General features: G+C 44.6%; 14 protein-coding genes and 1 riboswitch. Of the genes, 1 reads left to right on the plus strand and 13 read right to left on the minus strand.

The genetic code is table 11. The features are described 5' to 3' along the window. Positions 1 to 15: 15 nt before the first annotated feature. The 9 genes from NV381_RS01395 to NV381_RS01435 form a co-directional block, all read right to left on the minus strand. Entirely contained in the window at positions 16 to 1914 is a 1899-nt protein-coding gene (locus NV381_RS01395; protein WP_258211460.1) for a hypothetical protein, read from the minus strand. Positions 1915 to 1992: 78 nt separating this feature from the next. After that, positions 1993 to 3522, minus strand: a complete 1530-nt coding sequence (locus NV381_RS01400; RefSeq protein WP_258211461.1) for an extracellular solute-binding protein — start codon at positions 3520 to 3522, stop codon at positions 1993 to 1995. A 74-nt stretch (positions 3523 to 3596) separates the two neighbouring features. Continuing rightward, on the minus strand, positions 3597 to 4472 hold the full coding sequence (locus NV381_RS01405; RefSeq protein ID WP_258211462.1) for a carbohydrate ABC transporter permease: 876 nt from the start codon (positions 4470 to 4472) through the stop codon (positions 3597 to 3599). A gap of 25 nt (positions 4473 to 4497) precedes the next feature. Next, positions 4498 to 5355: an ABC transporter permease gene (locus NV381_RS01410; RefSeq protein ID WP_258211701.1), complete on the minus strand. Its 858-nt coding sequence runs from the start codon at positions 5353 to 5355 to the stop codon at positions 4498 to 4500. 516 nt (positions 5356 to 5871) lie between these two features. After that, positions 5872 to 7065, minus strand: coding sequence for an MFS transporter (locus tag NV381_RS01415; RefSeq protein ID WP_258211463.1), 1194 nt, complete (start codon positions 7063 to 7065; stop codon positions 5872 to 5874). A 534-nt stretch (positions 7066 to 7599) separates the two neighbouring features. Further along, positions 7600 to 8382 (minus strand): prohibitin family protein, encoded by a 783-nt coding sequence (locus NV381_RS01420; RefSeq protein ID WP_258211702.1) that lies wholly within the window; start codon positions 8380 to 8382, stop codon positions 7600 to 7602. A gap of 231 nt (positions 8383 to 8613) precedes the next feature. Beyond that, positions 8614 to 9057 carry an OsmC family protein gene (locus NV381_RS01425; RefSeq protein WP_258211464.1) on the minus strand — a complete coding sequence of 148 codons (444 nt, stop codon included), beginning with the start codon at positions 9055 to 9057 and terminating at the stop codon, positions 8614 to 8616. Between the two features lie 190 nt (positions 9058 to 9247). Continuing rightward, the gene (locus NV381_RS01430; RefSeq protein ID WP_258211465.1) at positions 9248 to 9436 is read right to left on the minus strand and encodes a Spo0E family sporulation regulatory protein-aspartic acid phosphatase; all 189 of its coding nucleotides are present in this window, start codon (positions 9434 to 9436) and stop codon (positions 9248 to 9250) included. A gap of 49 nt (positions 9437 to 9485) precedes the next feature. Beyond that, positions 9486 to 9572, minus strand: a riboswitch (cyclic di-GMP riboswitch). Between the two features lie 1213 nt (positions 9573 to 10785). Beyond that, positions 10786 to 11136, minus strand: coding sequence for a hypothetical protein (locus NV381_RS01435; RefSeq protein WP_258211466.1), 351 nt, complete (start codon positions 11134 to 11136; stop codon positions 10786 to 10788). A gap of 798 nt (positions 11137 to 11934) precedes the next feature. Between NV381_RS01435 and NV381_RS01440 the strand changes: the two genes are divergently transcribed. After that, complete coding sequence (locus NV381_RS01440; protein WP_258211467.1) at positions 11935 to 12885, plus strand: cation diffusion facilitator family transporter; 951 nt, start codon at positions 11935 to 11937, stop codon at positions 12883 to 12885. 74 nt (positions 12886 to 12959) lie between these two features. Here NV381_RS01440 and NV381_RS01445 read toward each other — a convergent pair whose 3' ends face one another. The 4 genes from NV381_RS01445 to sdhA form a co-directional block, all read right to left on the minus strand. After that, positions 12960 to 14087 carry a glycoside hydrolase family 88 protein gene (locus tag NV381_RS01445; RefSeq protein WP_258211468.1) on the minus strand — a complete coding sequence of 376 codons (1128 nt, stop codon included), beginning with the start codon at positions 14085 to 14087 and terminating at the stop codon, positions 12960 to 12962. 83 nt (positions 14088 to 14170) lie between these two features. Beyond that, positions 14171 to 15232, minus strand: coding sequence for a LacI family DNA-binding transcriptional regulator (locus NV381_RS01450; RefSeq protein ID WP_258211469.1), 1062 nt, complete (start codon positions 15230 to 15232; stop codon positions 14171 to 14173). 177 nt (positions 15233 to 15409) lie between these two features. Then, entirely contained in the window at positions 15410 to 16174 is a 765-nt protein-coding gene (gene sdhB / locus NV381_RS01455; RefSeq protein WP_258211470.1) for a succinate dehydrogenase iron-sulfur subunit, read from the minus strand. 2 nt (positions 16175 to 16176) lie between these two features. After that, a complete protein-coding gene (sdhA, locus tag NV381_RS01460) occupies positions 16177 to 17937 on the minus strand; it encodes a succinate dehydrogenase flavoprotein subunit (RefSeq protein ID WP_258211471.1) in 1761 nt (586 codons plus the stop codon). Positions 17938 to 17943: the final 6 nt, after the last annotated feature.

A 17943-nucleotide genomic window follows, 5' to 3' on the forward strand; every position in this document is an offset into this window, starting at 1 on the left:
ACCGTTTATACGGATTTACTCAATAACCGACCAGTTTTCCAAATGGCGCAGAACCTCCAACCGGAAAGCCGTAGGCCATGCGACAAGCCACTCAGTTACGTCAAAGGGCTGTTCATGCCGTTCCGTTAAAAATCCCCAACGCGTATGATAATACCCTTCATCCTGGCTTCCCACTGGTCTAAGCTTGTTCATAACTTTCAAGGTCCCGTCGGAAATGCCAATGGAGCCATTCACCCAAGCTGCTCTAGCCCGCTGAATCCATGCATCATTGCCTGTAAGCTCCCCTAATTTCAACCATTCCGTAACAAAATCGAGCGCATAAGGATCAATATGATGATGCTGAGTTGAAACCGAGGTACCGCCCAGCGTATCGTAATTAAGGGCATGAAGGGCACTCCCCAACGGATAGGCTACGCTTTGATGCCACTGCCATGTAGCTAAATACCAGGAAGCTGCTTCCGCCCATTGTAAATACTGAACGTTTGCGGTTGCTTCATATAGCCCTAACCCCGCCTTCAGCAGTGGAATGGCGGACTCTTTATCTATACAATACGTATCCAGCGCACCGGCCGTTGTAAACCCGTTATCGAGCAATTCTCTAATATAGTACCTGTAGCCCCGCTCTGCTGCATCCAGATACTTCGTTTCATTTGTCATATTATAGGCTTTAATCAATGGAGGCACAAGAGAGCTTCCAATCGTTCCTTCAGGATCGACAGGCGTTCCATCGTTGTTCCATGCTTTGCCGATCTTTCCTTCCTCATTCTGATGCTCCACAGCAAAACCGCAAATACCCAATGCCGTTTCTTTGTAAGACGGTCTTGCTACTCCGCACTTGGCAGCAAGCTCATAAGCTTCAAAATAATTCAAAGCCGCTGCTCCCATGTGAACTGCATCCTGAATTTCAGGTGCATTCGGCTTGTTCTCGAGCAAATGATCGAAATGACAACGGATTAATCCGTTGTCCAGCCTCGCATAATTCGCCCAGGTGTCCAGGGCGGCAATCCCTTTATCCAGCGAGCTCTGATCGCCCGTTTTCAGATAATCAACCAGCAGCGAGTTGGCTAATGAAATATTTTGACCGGTCCAGCCGATTTTGTATCTCCATGTCTTTCTTTGCTCCCAAGCTTCGCCGTTCCATTTCAAGCCGATCGAAAATCCCTTGAATATCCCCTCCTCGGCCCACAGACTCTCCTTCGCATAGGTAATCCCCAATTGCCATAGCTGCTGCGCCTGGTACGAGGGCTTTGCGGCATGGTAATTCAAGCCCCACGCGGCTTCCAGCATTTTGCTCCAGGAAGCGCCTGCTTCCGCGAGCGGGCGGATAACGAGATAAGCCGTGACCCGATACTCCCGATCCGGTTCGCAGAGCCATTCCTCCTGGTAGGCATCTCCATCCCGATCCCTCCCTACATACGTAACCGGCGTCTCCGCAAGGGGCCAAATAAGACGGTGAACGGTATATTCATCCTTCGGCGTAAGGGAGCAGGAAAAGCCGCAATCCTCATATTGTCCAAACAGCCCAACTGACCATCCGCTGCCTTCCGAATAGGTTGCGCCCGCAACTGCTGCACGGTGATAGGCAAAGGTCCATGGTTGGCCGTCCTTCTCGAACCCTTTGGGCTCCAAGCCCGAGCCCCATGTGTTTCCGTTGTAGGTTACCGCAGGAATCATGCCGTACGTCGTCGGATAAAAGGTTTGAAAACCCAACATAATCGCAACACGCTGGCTCTTCTCAACCGTAAAGCTGCGCGTCCAATGAAACACGCCCGCTTCCGTTTCTGTAATCTCATCATGGTACTTGATGCCGCTGCTTGCTTCAGAAACCATACAACCGATTCGATCCGTACCTCTGTACAGCTGTCCGTCTTTCCATCTATATAGCGAGTCTTGCCCGATACCTGCTTCTCTCATCTTCTTAGCCTCCAACATGTCATATGAAACAAGACCTCGGCTGCATCTTGTCAGCCTTCGGTCTTGCCTATGATTTTATTATTTTTTTAGCTTCGCATATTCGGCTGTTGTTTCTTCGATAACCTTGTCTCCGCCGTTCTTTTTCCACTGCTCGATAGCCTGCTTCCAGCCGTTCTCATCGATATTGCCCAGAATGAATTTTACCTGTGCATCGGAGATGACCTTATCCAGCTCTTTCCCTTTCTCGACCTGTGTCTTAGAAACAACCGGAAGCGCCGGATTCATCACTGCTATAGATTCGTTTTCTTTCCACATCTGTTCGATTGTCTTGCCTAATTCCGATTGGCTTTGTTCCGTATAAAGCAGGTTATACCCTATAAATACGAGCTGCGTCAGCGGATCTACCTCTTCCACATAAGCGTTTTTATCCGTGAACACATAGGTGCCGTTCTCTTTCTTGAAATGTTTGCCCTCAATTCCCCATGTGAACAATTCGCGCATTTTCGGGTCCATGATTTTATCCATGAAGGTCAGCACATCTTTCAGCTCGGCCTCCGTCTTCACCGATGTTTTTGGAATCATGAAGCCGCCGTTAAATCCGGAACCTCCCATCACCTTCGGCCCTTTCGGTCCTTCAATAAGGCTGATAACAGTCAGCTTGGCCTGCGGATTCAGCTTCCTCAGCTCGGCATAAGAACCGCTCAGAGAGGAGTCCAACGGGTTGAAGGCGATACCAATTTTGCCTTTGTTAAAGTCATCATCTCTGTTTGGATTGATCGCAAAGTCCTGGTTCATGAGCTTCTCATCAACCAGCCTTTTCATAAACTTCATCGTTTCCAAGTATTCGGCAGAAGCAAAGACCGGGCTTAACGTTCCGCTTTTATCATCCCATGTATTTCCACCACCCATAACGGCCAGCATATGGCTGAAAATATTCAGATTTTTATCTTCTGTGATGCCTGTCGTATCATTTTTTCCATTCTTGTCGGGATCATTTTGTGCAAACGCTTTAATTACATTGTACAGCTCGTCAACCGTTTTTGGCTCCTTTAAGCCCAAATTATCAAGCCAGTCCTTGCGGATAATAATTCCGTTGCGCGCCAGTACTCTTTCCCGCGGCAGCGAGTACATTTTCCCGTCGATTGCCGTATTCTTCAATGCCGTTGCGTTCAGCTTCGACAAGTTCGGATAATCCTTCAGAAGCGGCCCCAGCTCCCAGAACATTCCTGATTTGACCGAATTCACTACGACCGAGGCTTTCAAATCCGGTATAACCATCACCTTGGGAAGTGATCCGGATGCAATGGTCGCATTCAGCTTTTCTGGGTAGCCATTGTTGGGAACCCATGTAATATTTAATTTGGAATTCGTATATTCCTCGATTTTCTTAATAGCGGCATCACTACGCGGCGGCTCCTTGGAGAAAAAAGCCATCATTAAAGAAATATCAACAGGTGCCTTTGCCTTAGTAGCTTCGCCTGCCCCAGTCCCTGCCGTTCCAGCAGGTTGCGTGCCTGTACCTTGGCTACTGCATGCGGATGCGACAGCCGCAACCATTACGCAGGACATGATTGTAGCCATCAATTTTCCAGCAACTTTTCGTTTCATTGTAAATCCTCCCCTTGGTATGTTTTCATCATCTATAACCATCACCAGCAAGCTATAAGCCCGCGGATAAATGTTTATCCTTTTACAGAGCCCATCAATACGCCTTGTGCAAAATGCTTCTGCAAAAACGGATACACCAGCATAATCGGCAGCGTCGAGACCACGATAATTGCCATCTTGATAGTCTGCGATTGAGGTACGGCTTCACCTGCCATAGCGGAGGAATCCCCTACACCGGCTTGAGCCAAAATAACGATTTGTCGCATCCACACCTGGATCGGCCATTTCGTATGATCATTAATATACAGAACTGCGTTAAAAAAAGCATTCCAGTGCCCGACCGCATAAAACAGAGAAAATGTCGCAATAGCAGGCAAGGATAATGGAAGCACAATATTGAACAGGATTCTTATATCGGAGCAGCCGTCGATTTTGGCTGCTTCTTCCAGGCCGTCCGGCAGCTGCTGAAAGAAATTTTTTATAATGATCAAAATAAAAGCGCTTATAGCTGTCGGAAGTATTAACGACCATACCGAGTCGAGCAGCCCCATCGATTTCACTACCAGGAAGGTAGGAATCATGCCGCCGCTGAAGAGCAGGGTAAATGTGACCAGCAGCAGCATCGTTCTTCTGCCCATCAGCTCCTTCCTCGCCAAAGGATAAGCCGTCAAGCAAGTTAGCAGCAGATTAAGCAAAGTTCCAACGACTGTTATGAATATAGTTACCAGCATACTGCGAGCTACCGTACCTGTTGAGAAAATGTAGATGTAGGCGTCCAAAGTGAATGTCTCCGGAAACAAAATGAACTTCTTCGTCAGCACCTCCTGGGAGGTGGCAAAGGAAACCGAAAGAATATAGAGAAACGGAATAATCGTGCATGAAGCAACCAGAAATAATGCCACGTAGTTCGCATAATCGAATACTTTGGAACCCCAAGATTTGTAAAGCATCGCCTGTCTCCTCCTCCCATCCTGATTAATAGACCCCTTCTTCTCCCATCTTCTTGGCAAGGAAATTAGCCCCGACTACCAGGATAAGCCCCACGATCGATTTAAAAAGCCCAACCGCTGTGCTGTAGCTGAATTGGCCGTCCTGTATGCCCACCGAATATACATAGGTATCGAACACTTCCCCGACTTCGCGGTTCATCGCGTTTAACATCAGAAATACTTGTTCAAACCCGGTATCCAGAAAATTTCCAAGTCTCAAAATTAACAAAATGACTATCGTGCTGCGGATCGAAGGCAGTGTGATGTTCCAAATCAAGCGCCAACGATTCGCTCCATCAATCCGAGCCGCCTCATACAGCTGCTGATCAACACCGGCCAATGCTGCAAGAAAAATAATCGTTCCCCAACCGCTTTCCTTCCATATCACCTCAGCCGTGATCATCGTTCGGAACCATGACTCGCTCAGCAGGAAATTGACCTCGCTCCCGCCCAGCTTTCGGATTAGCTCATTAACGATCCCTTCGTCGGTAGCAAAAAATATATATATAATCCCGACCACAACAACCCATGAGACAAAATGCGGAATATAAATGAGTGTTTGAACAAAGCTTTTATAAATCATCAATCTTACTTCATGCAGCATTAAAGCGAGAATAATCGGCAGCGGGAAAAAGAATAAAATGTTGTAAGCTGCCAAAACGATGGTGTTCACGAATAGCTTGGTGAATACAGGGTCCGTGAAAAATCGTTCAAAATGATGAAGACCGACCCATTGGCTTTCTACAAAGCCGAGAAACGGCTGATAATCCTTAAATGCGATCAATAGACCATACATGGGGATGTATCGGAAAATAATAAAATACAGCGCCCCGGGAAGCAGCATGATGTATAACCAATGATCGCGTATAAATCGCTTCCATACCCTATTGCTGCCCCTGCGTGTTCTGGACCGGGCCTGCAGCTCCTGAGCTATTGTTGCAGATTTCACTCCTATCCCTCCTGTTCAGCTTGCGTGTGATGTTGTCATTTATCATAGCAAGACGATAAAAGTTCAGTCTACGATCTTGGCGGCATTAAATCATGAATGCTCACAAACCCTTGATTCACAAGGGTTTGCTGCAGCGAATAATCATGAGCTAATGCGATGATAATCGCCAATTCGGTTCGGGATACCTTAAATATTCCGAGTGAAGTACGCCTTCATTGGCATTAAAGCAACAAAACAGGCTTTTCCATAAGCAGCAAATCTGCCTGGAAAAGCCTGTTTCGGATAAAGGGTTATGCTCCGCCGGAATAACCTGCCGATGAAAGCTGGAATCTGACGGTTACCTGCTTCTGTGTCTTATACTCTTGGGCGAGCTTGCCAAAGTACTTCAGCGAAAGAAAGCTCCAATACGCGTCAGCTGCTTAGCGAATTATCGCCTTGAACCAGTTGCTCCTTATTCCCTCTGTTTATAGGGAAAAATCTTCCCGCCATATAAAAGCCTAGCGTTGAGATAGCTCCCATCACAGCCAATACCATGAAGGAATTTTGAAAGCCGAATTGTGCAGCATATAAACCTCCCAGCATCCCGCCGATAATTTTGCCCGCGCTTAGCTGGATGGCAGAATTCAGCATTTGTCCGGTTGCCTTCAATTCCTTGACTACATGGGTGTTTACGTACTCGGCCAGACACATATAGAACAGAATAAAGGTTCCCCCATGCAAAACCCAGCTAAATAAATAAGTAAAAGGAGTCAATGCGAATGCATATAAGCACCATCTTAATGTATGAATAACACCAGAGAATATCAATATATTGCGAATGCCAAAACGATTATAAAACCTTTGAAATAACAGCATGAATGGAAATTGGCTCACCGATCCGACAGCGAGACCAATACCTATGACCTCCATGCTGATTCCTTGTTCCTTGCTGTAAATCGCTTGAAACGACCACAAAAACCCCATAGCAATAGATAAGGAGAGCGTGTAGATATAAATAACCGTTAATTGCTTATTTCGAAAAATTTCTACCAGCCTTACCTTGTTCTTCCCGCTCTGATGACCGGCCACTTGAGGAATTGCTAATGACAAGAGAAAACAGCCCAGCATAATAAGTGAAGTGACCAAAAAAATCGTATTAATATGAGTGGCGAACAGCCAGCCCGCTAGAATGGAGATGAACGCATAGCCCACAGAACCGAAGGTTCTTATCGTAGGAAAGCGAACCAACCCTTTTGACGACAGCTCCAGCGTTATCGCATCACTCATCGGGTTAATAGCAACCTGGAACAAGCTGAACAGCGCCATCGCAAGCAATAGCGGCACAAACATATTCCCTGCAGCCGGAACCAGCCACACCGTTAAGCAGGAGAGCAGCGTACAAATGATCAATATCCGGTTTTTCGACTTCGAGCGGTCTGCCGCCATCCCCCATAAGGGCTGTGAAAATATCCCTACAACTGCGCCGATTGAGGTAAGAATCCCTATCTGGGTATGCCCCACACCCGCTTCAGCGAAGTAGACTCCGATATACGAGGAAAATGAGCCTGTACTCATATAAATAAATGCGTAAAAAAGCGCAAGGACTACAACGTTCTTATTGTTCATCCTCAATCTTACCCTCCCTATTGCTCTGAAATTTATGTATATCCGGCATAATTGAGCACATCCCTATTATTTCATTGGATGTCATAGATGACAAACAAAATTTGTGCTGAACCCCTGATCAGCCTAATCCGAACCCACACTATTCTCGTTTGTAAATCATAAACTAGATTGTAACAGTTAATAGAATGGGGGGATACTCATGTCAGTCCTATCAAACTATAAGAAATGCAAGATGCACCTAAATAAATATGTATCAATTAAAACGAAACGCGGTACTTACCGAGGTCGAATTGTCAAAGTAGATAAGAAAAAAGTGTACCTGAAAGTTACATCATTCAGGGACGGTAAACAAGCGCATACTTCCTTCTTCCCTTTCATCCTTCCTCTTGTACTCTTCGATTTGCTTGTGATTGTTCTGCTGGAAGGCAGACGTAGATGGTAACTATAGTATAGCAAGCAACATTGTTAAAAGAGCATAGCAAAACCCCGAGCGACTGCTTAGAAGTCGCTCGGGGTTTTTTTCAGTTTAAATCGTTATTTCACGTTAATAAATGGGGTGGCTCCGCCTGTTACATTAGGTAACGCGCCATTCCATTTCTCAATGGCCTTTAACTGAGCTTCAATTTCTCTTAGCTTGATAAGCTCCGCGGTAACCTCTTGCTTCTGAAGTCTCAAAGCTTCTGCTTGAGCCTGAGCACGAGTAATTTCCTGCTCCTTCTCAATCTTGATCCGTTCCAGATCAAGCTTCGATTTAAGCGCTTGTTGTTCGGCAATTTGCTTCTGCTCAATAGCGCGATCGAATTCCTCCGAGAACTTAAATTCTGTAATATTAATCTCGTCGAGCACCATATTGTACAGTCCCAGCTTGGATGCCAATGCATCTTTTACCTTTGCACTAACCTCTGAACGCTTGGCAATGAGATCCTCTGCCGTGTACTGGGCTGTAATTCCCTTTAAAGCCTCGCTGATCGCCGGGTCAACAACACGTGCTTTATACTCCATACCTACCGTCCGGTAAAGATTGTTTACAGCAACACCGTCCAAATGGTAGTTCACAGCCAATGTTGTAGTTACGGTTTGCAAGTCGCGGCTGGCGGACACCTGACTCGATTCAGCTTTTTGCACTCGAATTTCTACCGGAATTACTTTTTGAATAAAAGGTATTCTAAAATGCAGTCCTTCTTCTAATACCTGAGGCTGTACCGCCCCCAATTGCAATACAATACCACGATGACCCGCTTCAACAATAGTATAGGATTGAAACCCCAACAGAACAATAGCAACTACTACAATAAGACCTATAATGGATCTGGAAATGTTCTTTGGATTCGGATTCTGGACAACCGTTTCGCTACTCAACCTAACCACCCTCCCCAACGCTTTAATCATGCTACGTTCTTCTATACGTAACAATAACGATTGCGTTTCGTGATATGGGCGGATACCGGGAAAATCAAACAGTAGTGCTATTGTTAGAACTAGCCGTTCTAGTCCATCTAGAAAAGATAATAGGATTAGTCACTCTAGATTATATGCATTCATTTGAAATTAATTTTCAATAATAATGCCGCTTAATTTGAGATTGACTTGGTTCGCAATTGTATCTCCCACCGGGCAGGTCTGTTCTAAAAACTGAACAAATTCTTCAACTGTATCTCTGGGTGCATCCGCTTTGATATGAAAGGTGTAACGAATATCCGAATAACCAGGACGGACATCTGATTTTTTAAAGAAGCCATCCAAGTCAAGATCGCCCTCTACCTCTACCCAAAAATCATCGAGACGAATATTAAACTTTTTGGCATATACTCTTGCTACGATTGATTGGCATGCTCCCAACGCACCAAGCACGGCTTCCACAGGATTCATGCCCGTATCCGTTCCGCCTAAGCTTTTTGGTTCATCGATCGTAAATTCGAAATTTCTGGAACGTACTTTCACAACTACACCGTCTTGTAAATGAGCTGTCGCTTTAAATGTTGTATTAGCCATATTAATACCTCCTTGGTTTATGTACCTATCATGAAAAATTATACCATATAATTCCTATGAAGTTACTTTTATTTGTGTAAACTTATACTTTCGTTATCTCTTAAAAAAATCACCATGCGGTGTTCTATGTTTATGCTTTCAATTAAAAAAGAGAGACTTTTTATAGTCTCCCTAGCTTTAATGAATAAGTCTACTTCTGTGCCTGCCGTAAGTCGTTTAACTTTCGATCGAGAATTTCACTCAATTGTATCAAAATCGGATCTCGTAAACTTCCGCTTTTCTCATATTCCTCAATCATGCATTTTTTCAAGGCATTAATCTCCGCCATAAGTAAAAATAAACGAACCCGTCGACGTTTCTGGTGTTTAGTTAATAGCATAACACATTCCTCCCTTGGATTTTCACGCAATCAAAATGGAGTTTCTTCTTTCGGTAACTGGCTGGCATCGTCTTTGTGACATTAGCCCCTGATAGTTTTGCGTCGCCATTTTTCAATGACTTTGCCTTTTCGTAAATTATGTGTTTGTACTGTAATTATATAACTTTTAGTATAACTTTTAATAGGCATAAATTACCAACTATTGAAATTTTCAAAGATATAATAGGGTACTTTTCTCTTAGAATTTACTATTGAGGTTTGCTTATATTTACTGGGTTGTACTATCACGGAAATCAAAAAATTACTTCTGGCGCTTTTAGCCTATGTCACCGAGGAGATCTGAATCCCCTCACTTTGAAATAACTGGAATTGCTCCATATAATCTGCACATTTCATCTCATAAATCTGATCTAGCTGGATTTTCTGGCGCTAAATCAGAGCTTTTACCCTCTTATGGGGTATTTCGGAGCAATTAGAGGTAGATTTTCCAGTAAAATAACCCATAACGGTACTTTAGGTCAAAATTAGCGTGAGGATTTCCAGTTAGTCCCATACAATAAAGATCGACTTATGTGCTAATGATCAAAGAGCTGATTTTTGTGTAAAAAAAGTATTTATTCGATATGATTTCCAACCTGCTCCTGCAGCAAGTCATGCGCATTCTGCAAGCTACCCGCAAGTCCCTTGTACTAATCTTTTTGCGCCTTCCAGCATGTAGACTATCTGGCAACTGGCAGCTTTCTCCCCCCTGCTTATATGTGAACGAACAGAGTTTGTTGAAACACCGATAGCAGCTAAAATACTTTCAAGTAGATTATAAACCAAATGTTAGCTGTTTCCTCACCAGTTAATTTAACTTTCCTCCCTAAAAACCCTTATTTCTCCTATCCAACAAAAAAAGAGACCCGACAACGGGGCAGAGAAAATGCTTGATATATAGTATACTAATCCACCAAAACCCTTGTGTAACAAGGGTTTCCCTCGTTCGCATCGCGTTCTTATTTAAACTAATTTAATCACACTGATTGGGCTGCAAGGATGTTATCAACCTGAAACATTCTTAGTGCTATACGCTGGAGGTTGTATGCTTGGACAAGGTTCCATTCACGCCACGGCCCTCAATTTGCTGCTGTGTAATTTGATTGTGTGTCCTATATAGATGATTTCAACAATATGGCCAATATTTTTTTTCAAAATAACCGACTCCCAAAAAGCGGGCTTACGTTCCTATTTTACGCGAACATGCAATATTTTGAAAAAATAGTTTCGGCAAAATAGGAGCGACTTCCGAATTGTTTCAAAACAAAAAAAAGCCCTCAATCCCGAAGGAGTGAGGGTTTTTGATACATTTATGATGCATTTACTGTAACGATATAAAGGACAGTAGAGCGAGTGCTATCGGAGTATACGTAAAATGTTGCTATTCCAGCTGTCGTAGCAGTCACAAAACCACTTGAATTCCAATTCCATTGTCCTGTAGAGTTGCCATCCTTTGCATATTCATACCCCGGTGAGTAAGGCAACCGTATTGGTACTCCCACGTTGGCATACGTGTATAAAAATTGAACCGGACCTGCCGCTACCACAGGGGCAGGTGTAGAAGCATTTGCGACTGTTTCTTGTAAACCGATGCTAGCAATTATTGCTAGTCCAGTAACTCCAGTAATTAACATGCGTTTCAGAGACAACTTACGTTCCATGTATAATTCCTCCCAAAAACTATTTTTTTATTACATCGAGCAATATACCATATATTTACATTATAGTAAACTATTAATATATTATTAATATATTTACAATTAATATAATTAATGTAAATATTGAGCATGATAGCTCCCGATAGTGGTTAAATTTCCATTTTCCAGTCAATTCGGCCATCCAACACCGTGTTCAGGAATGCCAGCTCCGAAAGCGAACAGCGCGTTGACCTATGTCCACATAACAAAGAAGAAGAAGAACAAACAGCTAAACAATTTGCTCTTTTCGCTCCTTCGTCCCCAATCCGTCCCCAATAGTCATTTTTCGCTAAATTACCTTCCATGAAACCCTAATATATCATTTATATATCAAGCCTTTTTCTCCCATCCAACAAAAAAGAGACCCGCCAACGGGGCGGGTCTTCAAGAGTTTATATTAAAAAGGGGGTCTTGGTTATTATAATACTCCCTAAACATGTTAAAACGATAACAGTAATATTTCAGTTGTGTAACAAATTTGAAAGCGCTACCCTCAACGCGTACATATCCCGTGCGCCCATTGCGGGGGCATGACGGTTGGCTCTCTAACTTGCTCATTTCATTGATAACAGTTCTCTTTTTATTGATAACAATTATCGAATAATTGAGAAAACCTATCATATTCTTGATAAACCTTATCAAACCAGTGATAAATCGTCTCAAATGGCTGAAAATCGCTATCATTTAAAGTATTTGCCAAAATTAAGACCTTGACGTATAATAATCCGGAGCAAAGAACAATTTCATATGGAGGTGATTTATATGTACGATTATCATCATTTACATCATGCCAAAGAACAAACCAAATCCAAAAAAACTTTATGGATTACTTTATTTTTAACCTTATTTTTTACGATTGTTGAAATTATCGGAGGCTTAATCTCTAATTCCTTAGCCCTTCTATCCGACTCCGCTCATATGATATCCGATGTCCTAGCTCTTGGACTTAGCATGGTAGCTATTTATTTAGCGACAAGGCAGCCTAATGCCCGATTTACGTTCGGTTACTTACGATTTGAGATCGTAGCTTCCTTCTTGAATGGATTGGCCCTTGCCATCATATCCATCGGAATCTTCGTCGAAGGTATTCGCCGATTTTTCAATCCTGAACCTATTGACTTCCAGCTAATGCTCATCATTGCTTCTATCGGGTTTATTGTTAATCTGGTACTTACGCTTGTGCTCAGCCGCAGTATGAAGGAAGAAGAAAACTTGAATGTGCAGAGCGCTTTATGGCATTTCATTGGTGACTTACTAAGCTCCGCTGGTGTTATACTTTCCGCTATTCTTATCTACTTTACTGGCCTGCTGTGGTTTGATCCGTTGATCAGTATGATCATTGGCGGTATTATCTTTGCCGGAGGCTGGAAGATCATTAAAGAGTCCTACCTCATACTAATGGAATCTGTCCCCTCCCGTTATGATCTCGATGAAGTCCGTCATGCAATAGCTGAGGTGGAGGGGGTCGAGGATGTTCACGAGATGCATCTCTGGGCCATTTCCTCGAACCATTTCTCACTAACCGCTCACGTGTTCATCAATGAAAATATTCAACCGTTCTGCATCATTCTCGCTATTAATGAAACCTTGAAGGAGAAGTACGGGATCGAACATTCCACTATCCAGATGGAACACGCTACGATTCATCCTCACGGTGAATACGGCAAAGAATTTCTTCGCCATAAAGAAGAAGAGCTTTCTAATCATCACTAACATGAGTATGCTAAAAACCTCCAAACCCCTATATCTGAAGGGGTTGGAGGTTTTTCCTTTAGAGCTTAAGCCCACTATTTTCTCTCGTACCAATAGCCTTGAATTCCTTTTTCCAATCGGACTAAAGCTTCCAAATAGTAATAATCGCCCCAAATTACGTAGTCATCAGGGGATACGCCGCCGCGGACTGAATAAGATCCACGGTCTAACAGCCCTTCTGCATCAGGCTGTCCAACAGTCGAATAGCCTTTCACGAGGCCCTGCAAAGAACGCTGCAAACCATCCTGCAACAACTCACGGTCTGGATCACCTGCTTCCAGATGAGTCAACAGCTCGATAATCCCTGCTGCTGTAATGGCTGAAGCTGAGCTATCCCGCTTGGTCTCCGAATTGATAGCAACATTGAAATCCCAATACACAACATCATCCTCAGGCAAACGTTCCAGAAAATAGTTGGCCAATCTTTTGGACGTTTCCAGGTACAAAGGATTTTTCGTATATCGATAGGATAACGCAAAACCGTAAATCCCCCATGCTTGCCCACGAGTCCATGTGGAACCATCAGAGTAGCCTTGATGCGTGCCGCCGCGAATAGCCTCACCCGTCTCTTGATCAAAGTAGAAGGTGTGATAGGAAGAATCATCTCCCCGCACCAAGAAGCGCCGAGACTTGTCTGCATGAGCAACAGCAACCTCTTTATACTCGTCCTTGCCTGTTTGCTCATAAGCCCAGTACAGCAGCGGCAGATTCATTAAGCAATCTATAATAATGCGGCCCCCGTTTTCCGGATCGCCTTCAGGGCCCCATGCTTGAATATATCCACCCTTAGCTCTCCAACGTGACATCAGTACATCGGCCGCTTGCAAGGTCAGCTGTCTGGCTTCTTCGTCACCCTCAATAATCCATTGTGCTTTAGAGGATAAAGAATATAAGAAGCCAATATCATGATGATCCAGCTTTGTATTCTTATCTAAGCGATTGCGGAAGCTTTCCACTGTTTTGTTGGCGGCTGCTTTGAATGCTTCGTCTCCGCTGTACTCATAGCACAACCACAGGATACCCGACCAAAAACCGTCAGTCCACTCATTATTGTCGTTAAGCAGATACTTTCCATTCTCACCTACATGAGGGAATTGATCACCGAACCGCTCGATGTTTTCCCTTGTTTTTTGCAAAGCTTGCTCAATAGCTTGTTTCCACATGTACCTATTCGCTCCTTCAATGTTAGATATATATTAAAATGAACCGGAATACAGTCCATTTCAAGATGAATCAAATAACTCACTTATTGAGACGTGGACATCCTTGGGATTAGAGTGAGCGGGATTTTCAACTCATGCTCATCAGGCTTTGGCTGCAAACTTCCGGATTCAACATCAATATCGCCAGCATCGATTGGTTCACCCAACTGACGCAGCATTAAATCGATCATTAACCGGGCTTGCTGATTGTAGGGAATGTCCAAAGTGGTCAGCTGCGGATAACAACTGCTGGACACGCTATCATTGTTAATGCCTGCAATTTTGTAATCCTTAGGTACATGGTATCCTTGTTCCATCACAGCTGACATAAATCGCAAAGCAACCAAGTCGTCAAAAGCCAAAATGCCAATGGGGCCCAATCCCCCGCTTATTTCTTGAGTCATGCTAACAATGCTTTGAACATCATGCAGCCCTAATTCGATGACTTCGGAAATAACAGGAGCAGCTAACTCTATCAAGCCTTTTTTAAAGCCGATTACTCTCTGCTCATTGACAGCATGCGCTCTCCCCGAGCTAAGGTAGAACAAGCTGCGGCAGCCCTGATCATATAAATGCTTAACCATCTCCACACAGCCACCGGCAAAATCAAGATTAACCGCACCAACCGCAATATCCTGAGGCCAATTCCAACCGTTGAACAAAACTAACGGGGTCCCCTCACCGACAATCTTTCGAGTAGTATCCGGAGACATAGCCAACCCATGGCAAAACAACCCGTCAACCCTGCGCTGCAGCAAAGCATCCAGATGCCTTTTCTCCACCTCGGAATCAAAGCCTCCCGCAGAAAATACGGATAAGTGATACCGCTGCTGATGCGCTGTACGTTCCATTTCCTCCGCAAGCCGTCCATAATACCCGATAAAACCAGGGACAATTAACCCCAGCTCATTCGACTTCCGGCGGCTTAAATTAGCAGCCACGGCATTGCGGCGGTAACCAAGCTCTTCTGCAGCTTTCTCCACTTTGCGGATCGTTTCATCTGCCATCGGAACGTTACGCCGGTTCAGCACATTCGAAACAGTAGCGATTGAGACAGCTGCTGCTTCTGCAATATCAACGATAGTAACCGTGCGTTTTTTATTCATGGTTTGTATCCTTTTATCATAGTTTAAACGTTTCAATTGAAACGTTTAAACTAATTATATGCTTACTGGATTACGCGGTCAATACAGATTTTCACAGCTCTAATTTTTTATCATTACAGCATACAAAAAAAAGCCCCAAATGGACTTCTAAAGTCCATTCGAGGCTCAAGGCTGCAATTACATACCTAACCACGTTTTAAATAAATGCTTCGTAGTATCTCTGTTCATTGCTGCAATCGAAGTCGTTAACGGAATGCCTTTTGGACAAGAGCGTACACAGTTCTGCGAGTTACCGCAGCCCTCAATACCGCCGTCCTCCATCAATGCTTCCAGACGCTCTTCTGCGTTCATCTCACCTGTTGGATGAGCATTGAACAAGCGAACCTGGGAAATAGCAGCAGGTCCGATAAACGAAGTTTTATCATTTACGTTGGGACAAGACTCCAGACATACACCACAAGTCATGCACTTGGACAGCTCATAAGCCCATTGACGTTTGGACTCAGCCATACGAGGACCCGGACCTAGATCGTAAGTTCCATCGATAGGAATCCACGCTTTAACCCGTTTCAATGCGTTGAACATCCGCTCACGATCTATTACAAGGTCACGAACAACAGGGAACGTACTCATCGGCGCAATGCGGACAGGCTGCTCCAGCTTATCGATAAGCGCCGAACAGGCTTGACGTGGTTTGCCGTTGATAACCATCGAGCATGCTCCGCATACTTCCTCAAGACAGTTCGATTCCCAGCACACAGGTGTAGTTTTGCTTCCTTGTACATTTACTGGATTCCGCTGAACTTCCATCAATGCGCTGATTACGTTCATGTTCGGACGATACGGAACTTCAAATTCCTCTGTATAAGGCTTGCTTTCAGGCGATTCTTGGCGGGTAACGATAAACTTGACCTTTTTGCCTGCAGTAGTCGTTTCGGCCATGATTAGCTTCCTCCCTTCTTCTTGTCTGTCGAATAGTCGCGTTTACGCGGTTTAATCAACGATACATCGACTTCTTCCCACTCGATAGTCGGACCTTCAGCGCCCCACTTAGCTTTGGTTGTTTTCAGGAAGTTGTCATCATCACGCTCAGGGAATTCAGGCTTGTAATGCGCGCCGCGGCTTTCGTTACGCTGTAGAGCTCCTAATGTCATCGCATGGGAAAGCTCCAGCATGTTCCATAGCTGACGAGTGAACGCCACGCCCTGGTTATTCCAACGAGCCGTATCGGTCATGCTGATGTTCCGGTAGCGCTGCTTCAGCTCATTGATTTTATCCAATGTATCCTGCAGCTTGTTGTTGTAGCGAACCACCGTCATATTGTTGGTCATCCACTCGCCAAGCTCTTTGTGAAGCACATAAGCGTTCTCGGTGCCATCCATTTTCAAGAGGCCCTCATATTTGTCCGTTTGCTTCTTCTTTTCACGGTCATATACGGAAGAAGAGATATCTTCAGTATGCTTGCTCAAGCCTTTGATATATTCAATGGCCTTAGGACCTGTCACCATACCGCCGTAAATAGCCGACAACAATGAGTTCGCACCCAAACGATTAGCTCCGTGGTATTGATATTCACACTCTCCACAGGCGAACAGACCCGGGATATTCGTCATTTGATTAAAGTCTACCCACATACCGCCCATCGAATAGTGAACCGCAGGGAAGATTTTCATTGGAATTTTACGCGGATCATCACCCATGAACTTCTCATAGATTTCGATGATACCACCCAGCTTAACATCCAATTCCTTCGGATCCTTATGGGAAAGGTCAAGGTATACCATGTTCTCGCCATTGATACCCAGCTTCTCGTCAACACAGACTGCAAAAATTTCACGAGTCGCGATATCACGAGGCACAAGGTTTCCGTAAGCCGGATATTTCTCTTCAAGGAAGTACCAAGGCTTACCGTCTTTATAAGTCCAGATACGGCCGCCTTCACCACGAGCCGATTCCGACATCAGGCGAAGCTTGTCATCCCCGGGAATAGCTGTCGGGTGAATCTGAATAAACTCACCATTAGCGTAGTAAACTCCCTGCTGATAAACAGCACTTGCTGCCGTACCTGTGTTGATTACCGAGTTCGTTGTTTTACCGAAAATAATACCAGGGCCGCCTGTCGCCAGAATAACTGCGTCCGCTGCGAACGTGTGCACTTCCATCGTACGCAAATCCTGAGCAGACACACCACGGCATACGCCATCGTCATCCAGCACAGCACCCATAAATTCATAATGCTCATACTTCGTTACAAGACCAGCGGTCTCCCAACGGCGTACTTGCTCATCCAATGCATACAGCAGCTGCTGACCTGTAGTAGCGCCGGCAAAAGCAGTACGGTGATATTGAGTTCCACCAAAACGGCGGAAATCGAGCAAGCCTTCCGGTGTACGGTTGAACATAACGCCCATCCGGTCCATCAAGTGGATAATACCCGGCGCCGCATCACACATTGCTTTTACCAACGGCTGGTTAGCGAGAAAATCGCCGCCATATACGGTATCGTCAAAATGCTCCCATGTGGAGTCACCTTCACCTTTTGTATTAACAGCTCCGTTAATTCCACCTTGGGCACAAACGGAGTGGGATCGTTTTACAGGAACCAAGGAAAACAGGTTGACGTGAACCCCGGCTTCTGCGGCTTTGATGACTGCCATTAAACCTGCCAGGCCTCCACCAACCACGATTACTTTTGAATTAGCCATTGTTGT

It is taken from the genome of Paenibacillus radicis (ex Xue et al. 2023), assembly GCF_024722015.1.
Lineage (GTDB): Bacteria > Bacillota > Bacilli > Paenibacillales > NBRC-103111 > Paenibacillus_S.

Excerpts from the sequence above, each read along its gene's own strand:
- NV381_RS01395 (WP_258211460.1), bottom strand. The coding sequence starts at position 1,914 with ATGAGAGAAGCAGGTATCGGGCAAGACTCGCTATATAGATGGAAAGAC.
- NV381_RS01400 (WP_258211461.1), bottom strand. The coding sequence starts at position 3,522 with ATGAAACGAAAAGTTGCTGGAAAATTGATGGCTACAATCATGTCCTGC.
- NV381_RS01405 (WP_258211462.1), bottom strand. The coding sequence starts at position 4,472 with ATGCTTTACAAATCTTGGGGTTCCAAAGTATTCGATTATGCGAACTAC.
- NV381_RS01410 (WP_258211701.1), bottom strand. The coding sequence starts at position 5,355 with ATGCTGCTTCCCGGGGCGCTGTATTTTATTATTTTCCGATACATCCCC.
- NV381_RS01415 (WP_258211463.1), bottom strand. The coding sequence starts at position 7,065 with ATGAACAATAAGAACGTTGTAGTCCTTGCGCTTTTTTACGCATTTATT.
- NV381_RS01425 (WP_258211464.1), bottom strand. The coding sequence starts at position 9,057 with ATGGCTAATACAACATTTAAAGCGACAGCTCATTTACAAGACGGTGTA.
- NV381_RS01430 (WP_258211465.1), bottom strand. The coding sequence starts at position 9,436 with ATGCTATTAACTAAACACCAGAAACGTCGACGGGTTCGTTTATTTTTA.
- NV381_RS01435 (WP_258211466.1), bottom strand. The coding sequence starts at position 11,136 with ATGGAACGTAAGTTGTCTCTGAAACGCATGTTAATTACTGGAGTTACT.
- NV381_RS01440 (WP_258211467.1), top strand. The coding sequence starts at position 11,935 with ATGTACGATTATCATCATTTACATCATGCCAAAGAACAAACCAAATCC.
- NV381_RS01445 (WP_258211468.1), bottom strand. The coding sequence starts at position 14,087 with ATGTGGAAACAAGCTATTGAGCAAGCTTTGCAAAAAACAAGGGAAAAC.
- NV381_RS01450 (WP_258211469.1), bottom strand. The coding sequence starts at position 15,232 with ATGAATAAAAAACGCACGGTTACTATCGTTGATATTGCAGAAGCAGCA.
- sdhB (WP_258211470.1), bottom strand. The coding sequence starts at position 16,174 with ATGGCCGAAACGACTACTGCAGGCAAAAAGGTCAAGTTTATCGTTACC.
- sdhA (WP_258211471.1), bottom strand. The coding sequence starts at position 17,937 with ATGGCTAATTCAAAAGTAATCGTGGTTGGTGGAGGCCTGGCAGGTTTA.